Source organism: Micromonospora matsumotoense (genome assembly GCF_900091525.1).
Classification (GTDB): Bacteria; Actinomycetota; Actinomycetes; order Mycobacteriales; family Micromonosporaceae; genus Micromonospora; species Micromonospora matsumotoensis.
On record NZ_FMCU01000002.1, the window covers coordinates 324,352 to 343,141 of the forward strand.

Consider the following 18,790-nt stretch of genomic DNA (forward strand, 5'->3'; position numbering starts at 1 on the left):
CCGACCCGGGGACCGTGACCCCGGTGTCCGGTTCGCGCCGGTCCCGGTAGGCTCCCCCGGTGCGTGGAATCCTTCTCGCTGGTGGCACTGGGTCCCGGCTGTGGCCGATCACCCGTGCGGTGTCCAAGCAGCTGATGCCGATCTTCGACAAGCCGATGGTCTACTACCCGCTGTCGACGCTGGTGATGTCCGGGGTGCGGGAGATCCTCGTGATCACCACGCCGGAGGACCAGAGCCAGTTCCAGCGGCTGCTCGGCGACGGCAGCCAGTGGGGGCTGCGGCTGGAGTACGTCGCCCAGGCCCGGCCGGAGGGCATCGCGCAGGCGTTCGTCCTCGGTGCGGACTTCATCGAAGACGACTCGGTGGCGCTGGTGCTGGGCGACAACATCTTCCACGGCGTCGGCCTCGGCCGGCAGTTGGCCGACAACGGCGACCTGGTCGGCGGGCGGGTCTTCGCGTACCCGGTGGCCAACCCGGAGGCGTACGGGGTGGTCGACTTCGACGCCGACGGCCGGGTGCTGTCGATCGAGGAGAAGCCGGCCCGGCCGAAGTCCCGCTACGCGGTGCCCGGCCTGTACTTCTACGACAACCGGGTGGTCGAGATCGCCGGCAACCTCACCCCGAGCGCCCGGGGCGAGTTGGAGATCACCGCGGTCAACGAGGCGTACCGGCGGGCCGGGGAGCTGTCGGTGACCGTGCTGGACCGGGGCACCGCCTGGCTGGACACCGGCACCTTCACCTCGATGATGCAGGCCGGCGAGTTCGTCCGGGTGATCGAGGAACGGCAGGGGATGAAGATCGGCTGCGTCGAGGAGGTCTGCTGGCGGGCCGGCCTGCTCGACGACGCCCAGCTCCGCGCGCTGGCCGAGCCGCTGACCAAGAGCGGTTACGGTGACTACCTGCTGGGCCTGCTGGCCGATAAGCGGGACGAGGCGGTGCTGCGCGCGGCACAGTCGTCAACGGAGGGGGTGCGGTGAAGATTCGCCCGCTGAGCATCGAGGGCGCCTGGGAGGTCACCCCGCAGCAGCACGGTGACCCGCGCGGCCTGTTCATGGAGTGGTACCGGTTCGACCAGCTCGCCGAGGCGGTGGGCCACCCGCTGCGGCTGGCGCAGGCCAACCTGTCGATCTCCGGCCGGGGCGTGGTGCGGGGCATCCACTTCGCCGACGTCCCGCCCGGCCAGGCCAAGTACGTCACCTGCGTCCGCGGCGCGGTGCTCGACGTGGTGGTGGACCTGCGGACCGGTTCGCCGACCTTCGGCCATTGGGAGGGCGTCCGGCTGGACGACACCGACCGGCGGGCGGTCTATCTGGCGGAAGGGCTGGGGCACGGCTTCTGCGCGTTGAGCGACGACGCGACCCTGAGCTACCTCTGCTCGACCACCTACAACCCGACCGGGGAACACGCCGTGCACCCGCTCGATCCGGAACTGGGCATCGAGTGGCCGGCCGAGGTGCCGCAGTTGTCGTCCCGGGACGCGGCGGCGCCGACGTTCGCGCAGGCCCGTGCGGCGGGACTGCTGCCGGACTACGCCTCCTGCCGGGCCTTCGTGGCCGGGCTGGGGCCGGACGGAATGTCGTACTCGGACGGGATTTGAGCGACCGGACCACACTACCTGTGCTGTGACAGTGACGAACCGACCCTCCGGGCGGCTAGTGTCACATCATGGAGCGGCGAATCTTCGGCCTCGAGACCGAGTACGGCGTCACCTGTACCTACCGCGGGCAGCGGCGGCTGTCCCCTGACGAGGTCGCCCGGTATCTGTTCCGCCGGGTGGTGTCCTGGGGACGGTCGAGCAACGTGTTCCTGCGCAACGGGGCCCGGCTCTACCTGGACGTCGGGTCGCACCCGGAGTACGCCACTCCGGAGTGCGACTCGGTCACCGACCTGGTCGCTCACGACCGGGCCGGCGAACGGATCCTGGAGGGCCTGCTCGTCGATGCGGAGAAGCGGCTGCACGACGAGGGCATCGCGGGTGAGATCTACCTGTTCAAGAACAACACCGACTCGGCCGGCAACTCGTACGGCTGCCACGAGAACTACCTGGTGTCCCGGCACGGTGAGTTCGGCCGACTGGCCGACGTGCTCATTCCGTTCCTGGTCACCCGGCAGCTGATCTGCGGGGCGGGCAAGGTGTTGCAGACCCCGCGCGGGGCGGTCTACTGCCTGTCCCAGCGGGCCGAGCACATCTGGGAGGGCGTCTCCTCGGCGACCACCCGCAGCCGGCCGATCATCAACACCCGCGACGAGCCGCACGCGGACGCCGAGCGCTACCGGCGGCTGCACGTCATCGTCGGTGACTCCAACATGAACGAGGTCACCACGCTGCTCAAGGTCGGCTCGGCCGACATCGTGCTGCGGATGATCGAGTCCGGCGTGGTGATGCGCGACCTGTCGTTGGAGAACCCGATCCGGGCCATCCGGGAGGTGTCACACGACATCACCGGCCGGCGCAAGGTGCGGCTCGCCTCCGGCAAGGAGGTCAGCGCCCTGGAGATCCAGCAGGAGTACCTGGCGCGGGCCACCGAGTTCGTGGAGCGCCGGGGCGGCGACCAGACCGCCAAGCGGGTGGTGGAGCTGTGGGGCCGGGTGCTGAACGCGGTGGAGGACGGCAACCTCGACCTGGTGGCCCGGGAGATCGACTGGGTGAGCAAGCTCCGGCTGATCGAGCGTTACCAGCGCAAGCACGACCTGCCGCTGTCGCACCCCCGGGTGGCGCAGATGGACCTGGCCTACCACGACCTGCGCCGGGGTCGGGGCCTGTACGGGCTGCTGGAGCGGCGCGGCCAGGTGGACCGGGTGGCCACCGACCCGGAGATCTTCGAGGCCAAGGAGACGCCGCCGCAGACCACCCGGGCCCGGCTGCGCGGCGAGTTCATCCGGCACGCCCAGGAGAAGCGGCGGGACTTCACCGTCGACTGGGTGCACCTGAAGCTCAACGACCAGGCGCAGCGCACCGTGCTCTGCAAGGACCCGTTCCGGGCGTACGACGAGCGGGTGGAGCGGCTGATCGCCAGCATGTGACCCGGTGGGGTCGGCGGCCGGCACCGGCCGCCGACCCCACCGGTACGCTGGCGGGGCGATGAACACTTCCGAACCTGCCGACCGCGAGCGCGGTGACACCGAGCGGCTCAACTGGATCGACCGCCGCCGGGCGAAGATCCGCGACGAGGTCGCCCGCAACCGTCGGGGCGAGTACACCGTGCCGACCTGGGTGCTGACCGTCGCGCTGGTCGTCATCGTGGCGGGCTGGCTCGCGTTGATCCTCCTGGTCGGCTGAGTCCTCCCCGGCCGCGCCCTTACCCGCCGGGCCGCGCCGGTCGGCGTTTCCTCGCCCGGGCCGCGCCGGTCGGCGTTTCCTCGCCCGGGCCGCGCCGGTCGGCGTTTCCTCGCCCGGGCCGCGCCGGTCGGCGGCTCTCGCCCGGGCCGCGCCGGTCGGCAGGTTGATCCGGTTGCGCAAGCCAGAAGATGAGCCGGTCGGCTGGAACTGGCACCCTGGTGCGACGGCGGCCCGTCGGGCGGCCGACGACGACAGGGGGTGCCGGTGGCGCACATCGATCTGGGTCTCGACGAGAAGGCTTTCCCGGGGATCACCGGGCCGATGCGCTACCGGCCGGAGACCGCGAAGCCGCTGAACGCGCTGGCCGAGGTGCTGCTGCGGGCCCCGCACCCGACCCTGACGCCGGGGGAGCGGGAGCTGATCGCGGCCTACGTCTCCGGTCTCAACGAGTGCCGGTTCTGCTGCGCCTCCCACTCGGCGTTCGCCGCCGCCCAGCTGCCCACCGGGATGACCCTGGTCGACCAGGTGCGGGCCGACCCGGACACCGCGCCGATCAGCGCGAAGCTGCGCGCCCTGCTGCGGATCGCGGCGGCGGTGCAGGCCGGTGGCCGGCAGGTCACCACCGAGCTGGTCGAGGCGGCCCGCGCCGAGGGCGGCACCGACCTGGAGATCCACGACACGGTGCTGATCGCCGCCGCGTTCTGCATGTTCAACCGGTACGTCGACGGCCTGGGCACCTTCGCCCCCGAGGGGGAGGGTTACGAGGCGACCGCCGCGCGGATCGTGGCGCACGGCTACACGGCCTGACCTGCCGACACGTCTGCCGGCAGCGGGCCGACCGGCCGCCGGGCGGTAGCCGTCAGCCGACCAGGGCGGCGGCGTGCCGTCCGGCGGCGGCCGCCGCGAGGAAGTAGGCGTGGTCGGCGTCCAGACCACGGCCCATCGTGGACAGTCCCACCGGCAGGGCGCGCAGCGCGGCGTCCAGGCCGTCGGTGTCGACCCGGACCAGGGTGTGCCGGGCGGCCAGCGGGGCCAGCGCGGCATCCACCCGGGCCGCCAGTTCCGCCGCGAGGCCGTCCGGCACCACCAGCTCCGCCGGGGCCAGCGCCACCCGGCCGTACGCGGTGAGGCTGTGGTGGGACACGCCCTGGTGCCGGGGGCGGGCGTCGGCGTCGGAGATCCGCAGCGAACCGACCGGGCGGCCGCCCAGCACGGCCACCGCGTTGACCGCCTCACCGACGGCGACGCCGGAGAACCCCCACCGGGTGCCGGTGCCCAGGTTGCCGGGCCCCTGCGCGACGATCGCCACGTCGGCGCGGAGCACGTGCCGGGCGGCCAGCAGGCCGGTGTGCAGGGTGGCCGCCTCCAGGTCCCCGCCGAACGCCTGACCGACGCTGACCGTGCCGACCAGCGCGTCCCGTAGCCCGTCGAGGGTGCGGGAGAACCAGGCCGGCAGGGCGCCGCCGTCGGTGAGCAGGTAGGCCACCCGGGCCTGCGGGGCGTCGGCGTGGATGCCGGCGAGGATCGCCGGCAGGGCGGAGTGCAGGTCGGCGGTGACCACCGGCATCCCGTCCAGGCTGTCGACGGTGGCGAGCAGCGCGTGGTGCGGCGACGCCTCCTCGTCGACCCCCAGCATGATCGGCTGGAGCGGGGTGTAGCGGGCCTTGACCAGGTGACCGGCGTCGCGGGTGTCCCCGGACTGCGGCGGGTCGGCGGGCAGCCGGTCGGGCAGGGCGACCACCAGGGCGTACCCGCCGGTGCCGAGGCCCATCAGCAGCGCGCCGGCGTTGAGCAGCACCCGGTCGCCGGGCCCGGGGTCACCCACCAGCTCCGGGTAGGCCAGGGCGCGCATGGTGGCCCCGTCGGGCAGGGCGACGTCGATCTCCACCGCGCCGGCCCACCGTCGTCGCACCGCCGTGACCGTCCCGGACCGCCATCGCACCATGCCCGGCACGCTATCGCCGGCCGGCCGGGCGACCGCGTGCGGGGCCGTCGCTCAACCCCGTCCGTCCGCCCCCGGGTCGGGCGGCCCGCTGACGGGGCCGGCGTCGGCGGTCGGGTCGGGCCGTTGCGGGCCAGGTCGTTCCGGGTCAGGCGGGATGGTGGGCGTCGCACCGGGTCGCTCCCTGCTGATCCGGGCGTCGGCCACCGGCCCCGACTCCTCCTGGGTACGCCGGGCACGTCGGCCGGCGGCGCCGGGCAGCGACCGGGTGGGGTCGAGGAAGACGTACCCGATCTCCGGGTAGCGGGCGGTGAGCCGGCGTTCGGCCTCGTCGGCGTCGGCCTCGATGTCGCCCCCGGTCGCCTCGTCCCGGAAGTCGACCTTGGCGGCGACCAGGATGTCGTCCGGGCCGAGCTGCATGGTCAGCAGGGTGTCGATCCGGTCGACCGTCGGCAGGGCGGCCAGCTCCCGCTCGATCTCCTGGTGCAGGCGCTCGGGCACCGCCCGGCCGACCAGGAGCGAGACGTTGCTCCTGGCCAGGATGGCGGCGACGACGAGCAGCAGCAGGCCGATCAGGATCGAGGCGAGGCCGTCCCACAGTTCGTCGCCGGTCCACTCGGACAGGCCGAGGCCGACGCCTGCGATGAGCAGACCGATCAGGGCGGCGCTGTCCTCCAGGAACACCGCCTTGACGGTGGTGTCGGCGGTCAGCCGCAGGAACCGGCGGGGGGTGGTCCGCCAGCGGCGGGACTCGCTGCGCACCTGGCGTACCGCGCGGGCCAGGGACACCGACTCGATGGCGAAGGAGATCGCCAGCACGACGTACGAGATCAGGTAGTTGCCGCTGTGTTCGTGGACCAGGATGGTGGTCACGCCGTGGGTGATGGCGAAGCCGGCCCCCGCCACGAAGGTGAACAGCGCGGCGATGAACGCCCAGACGTAGCTCTCCTTGCCGTACCCGAAGGGGTGCCGGACGTCGGCGGGCCGGGCGCCCCGACGCAGCGCCAGAAAGAGCAGGACCTCGGTGGTGGTGTCGGCCACCGAGTGGGCGGCCTCGGAGAGCATCGCCGCCGAACCGGAGACGATTCCGGCGACCAGTTTGGCCACCGCGATGGCGAGGTTGGCCGCTCCCGCCACCACGACGGTGCCGACGCTCTCGTTCTTGACTGCGGCTTCCGACATGCGGTCACGGTAAATCCGCGGGCCCGCCTCCGCCCGGAGAGGCTGGCGGGCTTGCCCCGTTGATCAAGAGCTTTACGCCAAGTTGATCTCTACGGATGACGCAAACCTCTTGATCACCGCAGAAGGGTGGGGCGGCGGTGGGGGATCGTGTTCAGGTGGGTTGGGGGCGGGCGGCATTACGCTGGGTGTGGGTGCACGGGTATCCCGTCCGGGCTGCTAGCGTTCACCCGTGTCGCGGAGTCGTACCGAACGCCTGGTCAACCTGGTGATCTGTCTGCTGTCCACCCGACGGTTCCTGACCGCCGCGCAGATCGCCGCGACCGTGCCCGGCTACGAGCACGATCCGGACGACGCCAAGGAACACGAGGCGTTCCAGCGCAAGTTCGAGCGGGACAAGGCGGAGCTGCGCGAGCTGGGCGTGCCGCTGGAGACCGGAACGGCCAGCGTCTTCGACGCCGAGCCCGGCTACCGGATCGCGCACCGTGAGTACGCCCTGCCCGACATTCCGCTCGCACCGGACGAGGCCGCGGCGGTGGGCATCGCCGCCCGGCTCTGGCAGCACGCCGGGCTGGCCGCCGCCGCCTCCTCGGGGCTGGCCAAGCTGCGCGCGGCGGGGGTGGACGTCGATCCGCAGGCCACCCTGGGGTTGGAGCCGATGGTCACCGTCGACCCGTCGTTCGCCCCGCTCACCGCCGCTGCCCGGGACCGCCGCGAGGTCACCTTCGACTACCGGGTGCCGGACCGGGACGCGCCGACCCGACGCCGGTTGCAGCCGTGGGGCGTGGTCTGCTGGCGGGGCCGCTGGTACGTCGTCGGCCACGACCGGGACCGGGCGGCGACCCGCTGCTTCCGGCTCTCCCGGGTGGTCGGCACGGTCCGGGTCACCGGTGCGCCGGGCGGCTACGAGCCACCCCCCGGACTCGACCTGATCTCGCACGTGGCCACCTGGTCCGGGCCGGTCGAGCGGACCGGCCGGGCCACCGTGCTGGCCACCCCCGGTCGGGCCGCCGGCCTGCGCCGGTGGGCGATCCAGAGCGTGCCCGGTCCGGACGGCGACCGCCTGGTGCTGCCGTACGCCGATCCGGAGTCGCTGGCCGGTCAGCTCGTCGGCTACGGCCCGGACGTCCGGGTCCTGGACCCACCCGAGGTACGCGACGCGGTGATCCAACGGCTCAAGGAGATCGCCGCCCGGCACGACGAACTGGCCGTGGCCGGGGGTGCCCGATGACCCGCCCCGCCGCCCGCACCTCCGCCGACCGGCTGGCCCGGCTGCTGAACCTGGTGCCCTATCTGCTGGCCCGACCGGGCATCGAGGTCGCCGAGGCCGCCGGTGACCTGGGCGTCACCGAGCGGCAGTTGCGCGAGGACCTGGAGCTGCTCTGGGTCTGCGGCCTGCCCGGTTACGGCCCGGGTGACCTGATCGACATGGCCTTCGACGGCGATCGGGTGACCATCACCTACGACGCCGGCATCGACCGGCCGCTGCGGCTCACCCCGGATGAGGCGTTGGCCCTGGTGGTGGCGTTGCGGATGCTCGCCGAGACGCCGGGCGTGGCCAACCGGGACGCCGTCGAGCGGGCCCTGGCCAAGATCGAGAACGCGGCCGGTGACCTGGTCGGCGCTCCGGTGGCCGTCCGGCTGCCCGGCGAGGGTCGGCGGGTGCAGGAGTTGCGGGCCGCGGTGGAGCGGCGGCGGGCGCTGCGGATCACCTACTACACCGCCGCCCGGGACGAGAGCACCGAGCGCACCATCGACCCGCTGCGGATGCTGATGGTCGACGGCCGGGCGTACGTCGAGGCGTGGTGCCGCCGCGCCGAGGCGGTCCGGTTGTTCCGGGCCGACCGGATCGACGCGGTGGTCGAGCTGGACGAACCGGCCGTGGTGCCGCCACAGGCCCGACCGCACGACCTGCGCCAGGGGGTGTTCCGTCCCTCCCCGGACCTGCCGCTGATCACGTTGCGGATCGGCCGGGGGGAGCGGTGGATCACCGAGTACTACCCGTGTGAGCGGGTCGAGGTCGACGGCGACCGGTGGGTGGTGTCGCTGCGGGTGACCGATCTCGGCTGGGCCCGCCGCTTCGTGCTCGGGCTGGGCCCGGACGTCACCGTGGTCGCCCCGGTCGAGTTGGCCGCCCAGGTGCGTGCCCAGGCCACCGCCGCACTGGAGGCGTACGCCACCCCGGTGCTCTCGGCCGGTCCGGCGGGCCCGGTGACCGCCCGGTAGGCTGACCGCCGTGGTGAAGTGGATCGTTCTCGCGGTGCTGCTGTTCGCGCTGGTCGTGTTGGCCCTGGCGGTCCGTCCGGTGCTGGTGCGGCTGCCCCGGTTGCGCCGCGCGGCGGTGGCGTTGCAGCGTCGCCAGGCCGACGCGGAGGCGCTGCGACACAGCGCCGAGGCGTTGCAGGAACGGGCCGAGGCGCTCCAGCGGCAGGGCGAGACGACCCAGCAACGGCTGGAACTGATCAAGGCCAAGCGCGGGAAGTGATCGACACCGGTCGGTGGACCGCGCGTCCGCTGCCCGCCCGGCGTCCGTTTCACGCAGCTCTGCACCCGTACAGGTGGTTGACGGGACACTCAGCGGTGGTCAAGACTTCACCGGCCGGGCCGCATCAGCGGTGGCCCGGCGGGTGGCAACAGCCCGTCACGCACGTACGATGGGCGGCAACCACCCTTCGACACAGAGCGACTGGAGCTTCCCATGGGTGCCCTCAAGCCGTGGCACATCGCCGTACTCGTGGTCGTGCTGATCCTGCTCTTCGGCGCGAAGCGGCTTCCCGATGCGGCCCGCTCGCTCGGCCGTTCGTTGCGGATCATCAAGGCGGAGACCAAGAGCCTGGCCGACGACGACCGTGACCTGGCCGAGAAGGCCGACGCGCAGTCCGGCTACCAGCCGCTGCCGCCCCAGCAGCAGCCCGTGCAGCAGCAGCCGTACGCGCCGCAGCAGCAGGCCCAGCCGCAGTACGCCCCGCAGCAGGCTCCGCAGCAGCCGGTCGCCCCGCCGGTCGACCCGGTGCAGCGCGTCCGCGACAACTGACCGAAGGGCCCGATCACCGTGGCCTTCGCACTCCGTAAGCGCGGCCCCAGCACCTTCGAACGGGCCGCCGACGGTTCCATGAGCCTGATGGAGCATGTCCGCGAGCTGCGGAACAGACTGTTCCGCGCCTCGCTGGCGATCGTGGTGGGGTTCGGGTTGGGCATCTGGCTGGCCGGCCCGGTGCTGCACCTGCTCCAGCAGCCCTACTGCGACCTGCCCAAGGCCCGGCTGGCCAACGGCACCTGCAACTTCGTCCAGCTGGGCCCGGCCGACCTGTTCCTGCTCCAACTGAAGGTGGGGCTCTGGGTCGGCCTGATCGCCGCCGCCCCGGTCTGGCTCTATCAGGTCTGGGCGTTCATCGCCCCCGGCCTGCACCGGCACGAGCGGCGCTACGCGTACATCTTCACGGCGCTCGCTGCGCCGTTGTTCGCCGCCGGCGCGGTGCTGGCCTACTTCGTCACCTCCAAGGGCCTGGAGTTCCTGCTCAACGTCTCCGGCGGCGGGGACATCACCACCACGCTGGACATCACCCGCTACATCTCGTTCATCACCAACCTGATTCTGCTGTTCGGGGTGGCGTTCGAGTTCCCGCTGCTGGTGCTGATGCTCAACTTTGTCGGGCTGGCCAGTGCCCGCAAGCTGCTGAGCTGGTGGCGGGTGGCGATCTTCGTGTTCTTCGCCTTCTCCGCCGTGGTGACGCCCACTCCCGACCCGTTCGGGATGACCGCGCTGGCGCTCTGCCTCTCCGCGCTCTACTTCGCCGCGGTCGGGGTGGCCTTCATCAACGACCGGCGCAAGGGCCGGCGCAAAGCGTCCTACGCGGGGTTGAGTGACGACGAGGTGTCGCCGCTGGAGCTGGACGACGACCCGGTGGTGGCCACCCCCGAGCTGGAGTTGTCCGAACCGGTGAGCGCCTCTGAACCGGTGGCCCCGCCCAGACCGATCGACCGCCGTTTCGACGACATGACCTGATCGTCCGGGACTCCGCACCATCCGACGCCGCTTCCGCCCTGCCGGGAGCGGCGTCGTCCGTCCCGCCCCGGTCAGGGCGGTCAGAGCACCTGGGACAGGAACCGGCGCAGCCGGGGGTGCGCCGGTGTCTCGAAGACCGCCGCCGGTGCGCCGGCCTCCAGCACCACCCCGTGGTCCATGAACGCGACGGTGTCGGCGACCGAGCGGGCGAAGCCCATCTCGTGGGTGACCACCACCATCGTCATGCCCCCGGCGGACAGCTCGGCCATCACCCCGAGGACCCCCTTGACCAGCTCCGGGTCGAGCGCCGAGGTGGCCTCGTCGAAGAGCATCACCTGCGGTTGCAGGGCCAGCGCGCGGGCGATGGCGACCCGCTGCTGCTGCCCGCCGGAGAGGTGGGCGGGTCGGGAGTCGGCCTTGGCGGCGAGGCCGACCAGCGCCAACTGCGTCCGGGCCAGCGCGACCGCCTCGTCCTCGGGCAGCTTCTTGAGCCGGCGCAGCGCCAGGGTGATGTTGCGCAGCACGGTCATGTGCGGAAACAGGTTGAACTGCTGGAACACCATGCCGACCCGCTGCCGCAGGGCGTCCGGGTCGTCGCGCAGCACACTGCGCCCGTCGAGCAGGACGTCACCGGCGTCCGGCTCGATCAGCCGGTTGACGGTGCGCAGCAGGGTGGACTTGCCGGAGCCGGACGGGCCGATGACGCAGGCCGTCGCGCCGCGGGCGACGTCCAGGTCGACGCCGCGCAGCACCCGGTTCGCCCCGAAGGCCAGGTGTACGTCGCGGACGGCGAGGCTGACCGAGCTGGTGGTCGCGGTGCCGGCGGTCATCGGGGATCCTCCCGGGGGGAACGCGGTTGCGGTAGGGCGGTTTCACCGGCCAGGGCCAGCCCGCCGTCGTCGTCGGGGTCGATGGTGACCGTCCGGCCCTGGCGCAGCCGCCGGTCGATGGCGTTGACGGCGTGGGTCAGCGGCACGGTCAGCACCAGGTAGCACAGGCCGGCCAGCAGCAGCGCCGACTGGTTGCCGGTGTTGGCCGCGTAGTCCTGACCGATCCGGAACAGTTCCCGCTGGCTGGCCAGCAGGCCGAGGAAGTAGACCAGGCTCGAGTCCTTGATCAGCGCGATCAGCTGGTTGACCCAGGCCGGCAGCACCCGGCGTACGCCCTGGGGGACGATGACCAGGCGCATCGCCTCACCCCAGGAGAAGCCCAGCGCCCGGGCCCCCTCCAGTTGCGCCGCCTCCACGCTCTGGATACCGGAACGGAAGATCTCCCCGATGTACGCGGCGGCGATCAGCGACAGCGCCAGGATGCCCAGCGGGTAGGGGTTGGGGCCCCAGACCTGCATTCCGAGCGGCGCCAGGCCGACGCCGATCAGCAGGATGGTGGCGGCGGCCGGCAGCCCCCGGAAGACGTCGGTGTAGACCCGGGCCGGCCAGCGCAACCATCGGGTACGGGAGATGCCCGCCACGGCCAGCGCCATGCCGAGCACCGAGCCGAGCAGGGCGGCGGAGACCGCCAGGATCAGCGTGTTGGGCAGCCCGACGGTCAGCATCTCGGGCAGCGCCGCGCGCATGGATTCCCAGTCGAAGAAGGTCTCCCACAGGGTGCTCAACGGATCCATCGAGTTCTCCTACCGCCCCGCTCGCTGGTCTGGTCGTACCGTCAGGAGGTGGCCGACGCGGACGGCGTCGCCGCGCCCGGGGCGGCGACGGTGCCGCTGCCGGGCGTGAAGCCGGCCGGGATCGGGCGACCCGGGTAGTACTGCTGCTGGAGCCGGGTCCAGGTGCCGTCGGCGATGACCTCGTCGAGGCCCTTGTTCAGTGCCTCGCGCAGCGCGTCGTTGCCCTTGGCGAAGGCGTACGCGGTGGGGGCCGGGCTCAACTCCTTGGCCGCCACCGTGATCTTGCCGTTGCTGTCGGCGGCCGACTTCTCGCCGATCTCGGCGGGGGCGATCCAGGCGTCGGCCGTGCCGGCCTTGAGCTGGTTGATCGCCCCGTTGTAGTCGGGCACCCGCACCGGGTCGAGGCTCTTTCCGGTGGCGTAGTCGTCCTGGACGGTGCCCTGCACGACCACCACCCGCTTGCCGCCGAGCTGGTCGAAGCCGGTGAGTGGGGAGCCGGCCGGTACGTCGAGGCCGGAGTAGCCGAAGTCGTAGCCGTTGCCGAAGTCGACGGTCTTCTTCCGGGCCTCGGTGACGGTGATCGAGGAGCTGCCGATGTCGAACTTGCGGTTGTTGACCTGGGAGAGCAGCGCCGAGAAGTCGGTGCCGACGAACTCGACCTTCAGCCCCACCTTGCCGGCGGCCGCGACGAGCAGGTCGTTGTCGAAGCCGGTGAACGTGCCGTCCTTGAGATAGACGTTCGGTGGTGCGTCGGTGAGCGTGCCGGCGCGCAGCACACCCGGCTGGAGCAGGCCGTACGGATTGTCGGCCGGGTCGGCGGACTCGCCGCCGCAGGCGGTCAGCCCGGTGACGGCGAGCAGGGCGGCGACGCCGAGCGCGGCGGCCCTGGTCAGGGCGGGCCGGGGCCGCCGGGTCGTGGTCAGGGCAGGAAGGAATCGCACGGGTGTCTCCAGGGTTGATCGGGCGACGGCGGGCGCGCGTCGCCGACGGGGTGCCCGCCGGGCACGCCGCTGAGGTGGTACGGGAGGAGGGGGTCGACTACCGGGGGCGACAGGAGTCGCTGTGGACCCGCATCAGGTCGACGTGTCGCCGTCTGACCAGCCGGACGCCGCAGGTCCGCACGCCGGCCCGGGACACGGGGGCGACGCCGTCGGTGGGCGGGGCGGGTGCGGGGGCAGACATGGGTTCTCCCGGAGTCGGAGTTGACCTGGGGAAACCAGGCCACGCTTGCACCGGTGGTCTACCGGTGCCTGGTCCTCACCCGGAGCACCCCACCGTGGCGGAGGGTTGCCGGCCAGCGAGCCGGGGCTTGACGCTGGCGCTCATGACCTGTCCGAAGGCTAGCAGCCGGGACCGGGCGATCGTCCACCCGTTATGACGGCCCTCACGTCCGCTCCTTACCGCCGGCTGGGGCGGGTGGGACGCGCGGTGCCGGTGGGCGATCGACGGGGGAGGTCGGCGTCGTAGCGGACCCGGGCCGCCTGCACCTCGGCCAGGTGGGTGGTGGCCCAGGACTCCAGGCCGGAGACCAGGTCGAGCAGGCTGCGGCCCAGGCCGGTGAGGGCGTAGTCGACCCGGGGCGGCACGCTGGCGTGCACCGTCCGGGTGACCAGGCCGTCGCGCTCCAGTCCGCGCAGGGTCTGGGTGAGCATCTTCTGGCTGATCCCGTCGATGTGTTCGGCCAGCTCGCCGTAGCGCCGGTCACCGTCGGCGAGGGTCAGCACGACCAGCACGCTCCACCGGTCGCCGATCCGGTCGATGACCTGCCGGCTACCGCAGTTGCGCTGGAACGGGTCGGGTCGCATCCCTTTACTCTCCATCAGTGCGTCACAAACTTCAAGGTGCCTACTCTCCGATGGGAAGTATTGCGGTTCACCTGGGTGTTTGCCAGTACGACTGAAGTAGCCACCCGAAGGAGAGCGCCATGTCTGTCGTCGTCACCGGAGCCACCGGCCAGCTGGGCCGCCTGATCGTCGAGTCCCTGCTGCGCCGGGGCGTACCCGCCGGGAAGATCGTGGCGCTGGGGCGGGACACCAGCCGACTCGCCGACCTCGCCGACCGGGGGGTCGAGGTCCGGCCGGCCGACTACGCCGATCCCGACTCGCTGCGGTCCGCGTTCGCCGACGCCGAGCAGCTGATGTTCGTTTCCGGCAGCGAGGTCGGCCAGCGGGTGCCCCAGCACCACCACGTGATCGAGGCCGCCCGCGAGGCCGGCGTCGGGCTGGTCGTCTACACCAGCATCGCCCACGCCGACACCTCCGACCTGCTGCTCGCCGCCGAGCACCGGGCCACCGAGGAGGAGCTGCGCGCTTCGGGCCTGCCGTACGTGCTGCTGCGCAACAGCTGGTACCTGGAGAACTACACCGGCCAACTCGCCGGCTACCTGGCCCACGGGGTCGCCGGATCGGCCGGTGACGGCCGGGTCAGCGCCGCGACCCGGGCCGACTACGCCGAGGCCGCCGCCGAGGTGCTCACCACCGAGGGACACGCCGGTCGGGCCTACGAGCTGGGCGGCGAGGCGTTCACCATGGCCGAGTTGGCCGCCGAGGTGTCCCGGCAGAGTGGACAGGACGTCCGCTACACCGACCTGCCGGTGCCGGCGTACACCGACCTGCTCGTCTCGGCCGGGCTGCCCGAGCCGTACGCCGCCACCCTGGCCGACGCCGACCGGGGCATCGCCCAGGGCGCGCTGTACGTGCCCGTGGAGGACCTGGAGAAGCTGCTCGGTCGCCGCCCCACCGGCCTCGCCGAGGCGATCCGCGCCGCCCGCTGACCCGACCCGCCCGCCTCCCGACTCCGACCGGCCTGCCCCGGCGACACCCGGGGCGGGCCGCGCGGGATAACCGGTGGAGCATCGCCGCCACCCACCCGACAATGCTCGACATGGATCATCAGACGCTGGTGCGGGTCAGCAAGCGGATCTCGCTCGCCCTGCGCCACCAGCCCGCCCGGTTCGGCCTCACCCCCGACCCGGGCGGCTGGGTGTCCGTGGTCGACCTGCTGGCAGCCCTGCGGATCGACCGGGCCGACCTCGACGTCGTGGTCACCGGCAACGACAAACAGCGCTTCGCGGTGACCCGGGACGCCGACGGGGTCGAGCGGATCAGGGCCAACCAGGGCCACTCGTACCCGGTCGACCTGGGGTTGGTCGCCGAAGCGCCGCCGCCCCGGCTCTTCCACGGCACCGGGGCCGCCGCGCTCGACTCGATCCGGGCCACCGGGCTGCACCGGGGCGGCCGGCACCACGTGCACCTGTCGCCGGATATGGCGACCGCCCGGCGGGTCGGGGCCCGCCGGGGTGGCGCGGTGGTGGTGCTGACCGTCGACGCGGCGGCGATGGCCCGCGACGGGCACGCCTTCTATCGCAGCGCCAACGGCGTGTGGCTCACCGACGCGGTGCCACCGGCCTATCTGACCTGATCAACCCGGTGTCGGCGGTCGCGGCGCCGGGCGGGTACGCCGGGCGGTTCACTGCGGCGGCGGGTATCGTGCGGTTGTCGTGCCTCGGGGCGGCCCGGCGAGCCGAACCCGACGCCGTGGCCGAGGGCCGACACCGCTGCTGCCACCACGCGTCCCCCGCCGCAGCGCGAGGGACGCCCGCCGGGAAGGGACCGCGCGATGGCACCGCTCCGGCTGAGCCCGCAGGACGCCCTGGTCGAACTCAGCCGGATCCGGCTCGACGAGGTCGGCTTGGACGAGGTGTTGCAGCTGATCGCCGACCTGGCCCGCCGCAGCCTGCGTGGGGTGGCCGAGGTGTCGGTGACCCTGCTGCGCGGCGGCAGCCCGCAGAGCGTCGCCGTCACCGGCGACGTCGCGCTCCTGCTCGACGAGTGGCAGTACCGGCAGGGCCACGGGCCGTGCCTGGACGCCGCCATCACCGGCGACACCCTGCTCGTGTCCGACACCGCCACCGAGGAACGCTGGCCGGTCTGGGCGGCCCGGGCGGTCGACGGGGGCATCGGCAGTACGCTCGCCATCGGTCTGCCGATCCAGGAGGCGGTGGTCGGTGCCCTCAACCTCTACGGGCCCACCCCCCGCGCCTTCGACGCCGAAACGGTCGAGCTGGCCCGGACCTTCGCCGCGTACGCCGCAGTGGCCCTGGCCAACGCCCATCTCTACGCCGGCACCGCCGCACTGGCCGAGCAGATGCGGGCGGCGATGGAGAACCGGGCCGTGATCGAGCAGGCCAAGGGCATCATCATGGGTCAACGCCGGTGCACGGCCGACGAGGCCTTCGGCATTCTCGCCCGGCTCTCCCAGGACACCCACCGCAGGCTGCGGGACGTCGCCGCCGCCCTCGTCGGCCGGGCCAGCAGCCCGACGCACTCAGGTTCCGCGGGTCACTGATCCGGCCGGGTGGGCTGACCGGACGCCGGTTCGACGACCTGTTGGACCAGGGCCTCCGCCACGTCCCGCAGCTTACGGTTGGAGTTCTGCGACACCCGGGCCAGCAGGGCGAACGCCTCGTCGGCCGTGCACCGTCGCTGGCCCATGATGATGCCCTTGGCCTGCTCGATCACGGCGCGGTTGCGCATGGCCTCCTGCATCTGCCCGGCCAGCGAGGCGGTGCTGTCGTAGAGATGGGCGTTGGCCAGGGCCACCGCGGCGTGGCCGGCGAACGTTCGGGCGGGCTCGGCCACCTGGCTGAAGGCGTCGGGCCGGGTGCCGTAGACGTTCAGCGCGCCGACCATCGCCTCCTGGATCGGCAGGCCGAGGGACATCGAGGAGAGCACCCCGGTCGTGTGGGCCCGCGCCGCCCACTCCGGCCAGCGACGCTCGTCGGTCATGTCCGCGACGATCAGCACGGTGCCCATGGTGGCCGCGTCCAGGCACGGGCCGCGACCCTGCTCGTACTGCCACTGGTCGAGCCGGAGCGCGAGGTCACCGGTGTGGGCCGCGGTGTGCGCCTCGGTGCCGTGCACCAGGGTCACCGAGACCTCGGCGGCTCCCGGAATGCTGTCCCTGGCCACCTCGGTGATCCGGGACAGGACGGCGTCGAGGTCCATCTCTGCGTGGCGGATGGAGCCCAACTGGAGGACAGCCTCGGTGATGTCCAGTGGTGACTGCGGCATGTCGTCTGACGTCCTTGCGAACCGGCGCAAACCTACCGGAGGAACCGGCAGCGCGTGACGAGCGGTCCTTGCCAGGGGACCGCAGGTGCGGCTGCCCGGGGGCGGACCGGGGACCGCGCCACTGCTTGACGCTCGCTCGCGACACCCCATGGGACGTCGAATGCGGAGCATCACCTTACCGGTCCGCCGGGGGTGACACGCGAGGACACCACCGGGCGCCCAATTCCGGGTGGTGTCCTGGACGGACACCGGGGATGATGACGGGCGACGACGACAGGGGAGCGGACGGATGACGGTGGAACTGCCCCGCGCGGGGCGGGTGTTGTTCATCGGCGACAGCATCACCGACGCCGGACGGGACCGCGCCGACGAGGCCGACCTGGGGGTGGGCTGGGCGATGATGGCCGCCGCCTGGTTCACCGCGCGGCATCCGGGCCACCGGGTGACCTTCCGCAACCGGGGCGTCGGCGGTGACCGGGTACGCGACCTGCGGGCCCGCTGGGCGGACGACTGCCTGGCGCTGGCCCCGCAGGTCGTGTCGGTGCTGATCGGGATCAACGACACCTGGCGGCGCTACAGCAGCGGCGAGGTCACCACGGTCGAGGAGTTCGCCACCGACTACCGCCACCTGCTGGCCACCACCCGGGAGGCGCTGCCCGACGTCCGGCTGGTGCTGATGGAACCGTTCCTCATCCCGGTCGACGACCTCCAGCGACGCTGGCGCGAGGACCTGGACCCGAAGGTCGACGTGGTGCGCAAGCTGGCCGCCGAGTTCGACGCGACGTTGGTTGCGGTGGACACGGTGTTCCACCACCCCGACGTCGACGACCGGGTGTGGACCGACGACGGGGTGCACCTGACCCCGGCCGGTCACGCGGTGCTGGCCCAGCAGTGGCTGGCGGCGGTCACCCCGGCCACCTGATCCCCTGCCGGGGCGGGACCCGGGCCCGCCATCCGGGCCCGCCGTCGCGGTCAGCCCACCGGCCGCTCAGCCACGCCGCCAGGGCAGCCGTAGCCGGCGGCGGGACGGCTCGACGCCCAGGTCCAGCTCGGGTTCCGTCCCGCCCCGGCGTCGCCACCGGTTGCCCTGCTGGTCGGTGAAGCACAGCTCGACGGCGGCCGACGCGTACCCGGTCAGGTCGACCGAGCGGTCGACGGTGACGAAGAGTTCACCCTGGTCGCGGCCATTGAGTCGATCCACCGGGCCGGTCAGCGCACTGACCCCGACGGCGACCTCGTCGGCGGAGTCGGCGGTGCGTACCCGGGGCGTGGCGGTCAGGTCGAACACCGGCCCGTCGCTGTCGTTGGTGACCCGCACCCGGAGCACCCCGCCCCCCTCGATCCGGGCCGAGGTCGAGACCAGCCGCGCCTGCCGGGCCCGGGCCGCCCGGTCCTCGCGCCGCCGGGACCGGATCTCCCGGCGCAGGCTGAGCACGCCGAAGAGCAGCGTGCCCACCGTGCCGAGCCCACCGAACCAGTCCGGCACCGATCCCCAGTCGATGTGCCCGTGCCCGGGCAGCCACGCCAACAGCTCCACAGTCGACATGACCGGCACGGTAGCGCCGGCCCGCCAACATTCCGGGGTGGCCGGCTGCGCGCGGCGTGCCGTCCACTGCTCGGCCGGTGCCTCCCGCCGTCCCGTCCACAAGACCCGCACGTTCGGGCCGGGTGGTCCACACGCAGTGAT

At 72.7% G+C, this 18,790-nt stretch carries 22 protein-coding genes and 1 riboswitch; of the genes, 14 read left to right on the top strand and 8 right to left on the bottom strand.

What is annotated here, in order from left to right:
- The first annotated feature begins 59 nt into the window (after positions 1-59).
- The 5 genes from rfbA (at position 60) to GA0070216_RS05175 (ending at position 4,087) form a co-directional block, all read left to right on the top strand.
- Positions 60-977 (top strand): glucose-1-phosphate thymidylyltransferase RfbA, encoded by a 918-nt coding sequence (gene rfbA, locus GA0070216_RS05155; protein WP_091239718.1) that lies wholly within the window; start codon positions 60-62, stop codon positions 975-977.
- Complete coding sequence (gene rfbC / locus GA0070216_RS05160; protein ID WP_091239721.1) at positions 974-1,597, top strand: dTDP-4-dehydrorhamnose 3,5-epimerase; 624 nt, start codon at positions 974-976, stop codon at positions 1,595-1,597. Before rfbA ends, rfbC begins: the two co-directional genes overlap by 4 nt.
- A gap of 68 nt (positions 1,598-1,665) precedes the next feature.
- Positions 1,666-3,024 carry a Pup--protein ligase gene (gene pafA, locus GA0070216_RS05165; protein ID WP_091239725.1) on the top strand — a complete coding sequence of 453 codons (1,359 nt, stop codon included), beginning with the start codon at positions 1,666-1,668 and terminating at the stop codon, positions 3,022-3,024.
- A gap of 58 nt (positions 3,025-3,082) precedes the next feature.
- Positions 3,083-3,280: a hypothetical protein gene (locus GA0070216_RS05170; RefSeq protein ID WP_091240865.1), complete on the top strand. Its 198-nt coding sequence runs from the start codon at positions 3,083-3,085 to the stop codon at positions 3,278-3,280.
- A gap of 264 nt (positions 3,281-3,544) precedes the next feature.
- The gene (locus tag GA0070216_RS05175; RefSeq protein WP_091240868.1) at positions 3,545-4,087 is read left to right on the top strand and encodes a carboxymuconolactone decarboxylase family protein; all 543 of its coding nucleotides are present in this window, start codon (positions 3,545-3,547) and stop codon (positions 4,085-4,087) included.
- A gap of 52 nt (positions 4,088-4,139) precedes the next feature.
- Here GA0070216_RS05175 and GA0070216_RS05180 read toward each other — a convergent pair whose 3' ends face one another.
- Both GA0070216_RS05180 and GA0070216_RS05185 read right to left on the bottom strand, forming a co-directional pair.
- On the bottom strand, positions 4,140-5,225 hold the full coding sequence (locus GA0070216_RS05180) for a DUF3866 family protein (RefSeq protein ID WP_091239729.1): 1,086 nt from the start codon (positions 5,223-5,225) through the stop codon (positions 4,140-4,142).
- A gap of 51 nt (positions 5,226-5,276) precedes the next feature.
- Complete coding sequence (locus tag GA0070216_RS05185) at positions 5,277-6,404, bottom strand: cation diffusion facilitator family transporter (RefSeq protein WP_091239732.1); 1,128 nt, start codon at positions 6,402-6,404, stop codon at positions 5,277-5,279.
- Positions 6,405-6,633: 229 nt separating this feature from the next.
- On the opposite strand from GA0070216_RS05185, the gene GA0070216_RS05190 reads away from it, so the two are divergent.
- The 5 genes from GA0070216_RS05190 to tatC all read left to right on the top strand — a co-directional run bounded on the left by GA0070216_RS05190 (position 6,634) and on the right by tatC (position 10,407).
- Complete coding sequence (locus GA0070216_RS05190) at positions 6,634-7,632, top strand: helix-turn-helix transcriptional regulator (protein WP_091239736.1); 999 nt, start codon at positions 6,634-6,636, stop codon at positions 7,630-7,632.
- Positions 7,629-8,627: a helix-turn-helix transcriptional regulator gene (locus tag GA0070216_RS05195; protein WP_091239740.1), complete on the top strand. Its 999-nt coding sequence runs from the start codon at positions 7,629-7,631 to the stop codon at positions 8,625-8,627. The genes GA0070216_RS05190 and GA0070216_RS05195 overlap by 4 nt, the downstream gene beginning before the upstream one ends.
- A gap of 10 nt (positions 8,628-8,637) precedes the next feature.
- Entirely contained in the window at positions 8,638-8,886 is a 249-nt protein-coding gene (locus GA0070216_RS05200) for a hypothetical protein (RefSeq protein WP_091239743.1), read from the top strand.
- 213 nt (positions 8,887-9,099) lie between these two features.
- Entirely contained in the window at positions 9,100-9,435 is a 336-nt protein-coding gene (gene tatA / locus GA0070216_RS05205; protein ID WP_091239746.1) for a Sec-independent protein translocase subunit TatA, read from the top strand.
- A gap of 18 nt (positions 9,436-9,453) precedes the next feature.
- Complete coding sequence (gene tatC, locus GA0070216_RS05210) at positions 9,454-10,407, top strand: twin-arginine translocase subunit TatC (RefSeq protein WP_091239751.1); 954 nt, start codon at positions 9,454-9,456, stop codon at positions 10,405-10,407.
- 80 nt (positions 10,408-10,487) lie between these two features.
- Here tatC and GA0070216_RS05215 read toward each other — a convergent pair whose 3' ends face one another.
- The 4 genes from GA0070216_RS05215 to GA0070216_RS05230 form a co-directional block, all read right to left on the bottom strand.
- Positions 10,488-11,237 carry an amino acid ABC transporter ATP-binding protein gene (locus tag GA0070216_RS05215; protein WP_091239754.1) on the bottom strand — a complete coding sequence of 250 codons (750 nt, stop codon included), beginning with the start codon at positions 11,235-11,237 and terminating at the stop codon, positions 10,488-10,490.
- The gene (locus GA0070216_RS05220; RefSeq protein ID WP_091239757.1) at positions 11,234-12,031 is read right to left on the bottom strand and encodes an amino acid ABC transporter permease; all 798 of its coding nucleotides are present in this window, start codon (positions 12,029-12,031) and stop codon (positions 11,234-11,236) included. The genes GA0070216_RS05215 and GA0070216_RS05220 overlap by 4 nt, the downstream gene beginning before the upstream one ends.
- Before the next feature lie 41 nt (positions 12,032-12,072).
- Entirely contained in the window at positions 12,073-12,972 is a 900-nt protein-coding gene (locus GA0070216_RS05225; RefSeq protein WP_245722311.1) for an ABC transporter substrate-binding protein, read from the bottom strand.
- A 277-nt stretch (positions 12,973-13,249) separates the two neighbouring features.
- A riboswitch (SAM riboswitch) is annotated at positions 13,250-13,361 on the bottom strand.
- Between the two features lie 67 nt (positions 13,362-13,428).
- On the bottom strand, positions 13,429-13,836 hold the full coding sequence (locus GA0070216_RS05230) for a winged helix-turn-helix transcriptional regulator (RefSeq protein ID WP_091239760.1): 408 nt from the start codon (positions 13,834-13,836) through the stop codon (positions 13,429-13,431).
- A gap of 119 nt (positions 13,837-13,955) precedes the next feature.
- Between GA0070216_RS05230 and GA0070216_RS05235 the strand changes: the two genes are divergently transcribed.
- From GA0070216_RS05235 to GA0070216_RS05245, 3 genes are all read left to right on the top strand, one after another.
- Complete coding sequence (locus GA0070216_RS05235) at positions 13,956-14,804, top strand: SDR family oxidoreductase (protein ID WP_091239763.1); 849 nt, start codon at positions 13,956-13,958, stop codon at positions 14,802-14,804.
- A gap of 110 nt (positions 14,805-14,914) precedes the next feature.
- Positions 14,915-15,451 (top strand): RNA 2'-phosphotransferase, encoded by a 537-nt coding sequence (locus GA0070216_RS05240; RefSeq protein WP_091240876.1) that lies wholly within the window; start codon positions 14,915-14,917, stop codon positions 15,449-15,451.
- 198 nt (positions 15,452-15,649) lie between these two features.
- Positions 15,650-16,378: a GAF and ANTAR domain-containing protein gene (locus tag GA0070216_RS05245; protein WP_091239766.1), complete on the top strand. Its 729-nt coding sequence runs from the start codon at positions 15,650-15,652 to the stop codon at positions 16,376-16,378.
- Here the strand turns inward: GA0070216_RS05245 and GA0070216_RS05250 are convergent.
- Positions 16,372-17,103, bottom strand: coding sequence for a GAF and ANTAR domain-containing protein (locus GA0070216_RS05250; protein ID WP_091239768.1), 732 nt, complete (start codon positions 17,101-17,103; stop codon positions 16,372-16,374). The two genes, GA0070216_RS05245 and GA0070216_RS05250, sit on opposite strands and share 7 nt — an antisense overlap.
- Positions 17,104-17,392: 289 nt before the next feature.
- Here GA0070216_RS05250 and GA0070216_RS05255 point away from each other — a divergent pair, with 289 nt between their 5' ends.
- Positions 17,393-18,025: an SGNH/GDSL hydrolase family protein gene (locus GA0070216_RS05255; RefSeq protein WP_091239771.1), complete on the top strand. Its 633-nt coding sequence runs from the start codon at positions 17,393-17,395 to the stop codon at positions 18,023-18,025.
- Between the two features lie 66 nt (positions 18,026-18,091).
- Here GA0070216_RS05255 and GA0070216_RS05260 read toward each other — a convergent pair whose 3' ends face one another.
- The gene (locus GA0070216_RS05260) at positions 18,092-18,649 is read right to left on the bottom strand and encodes a hypothetical protein (RefSeq protein ID WP_141723008.1); all 558 of its coding nucleotides are present in this window, start codon (positions 18,647-18,649) and stop codon (positions 18,092-18,094) included.
- Positions 18,650-18,790 lie beyond the last annotated feature (141 nt).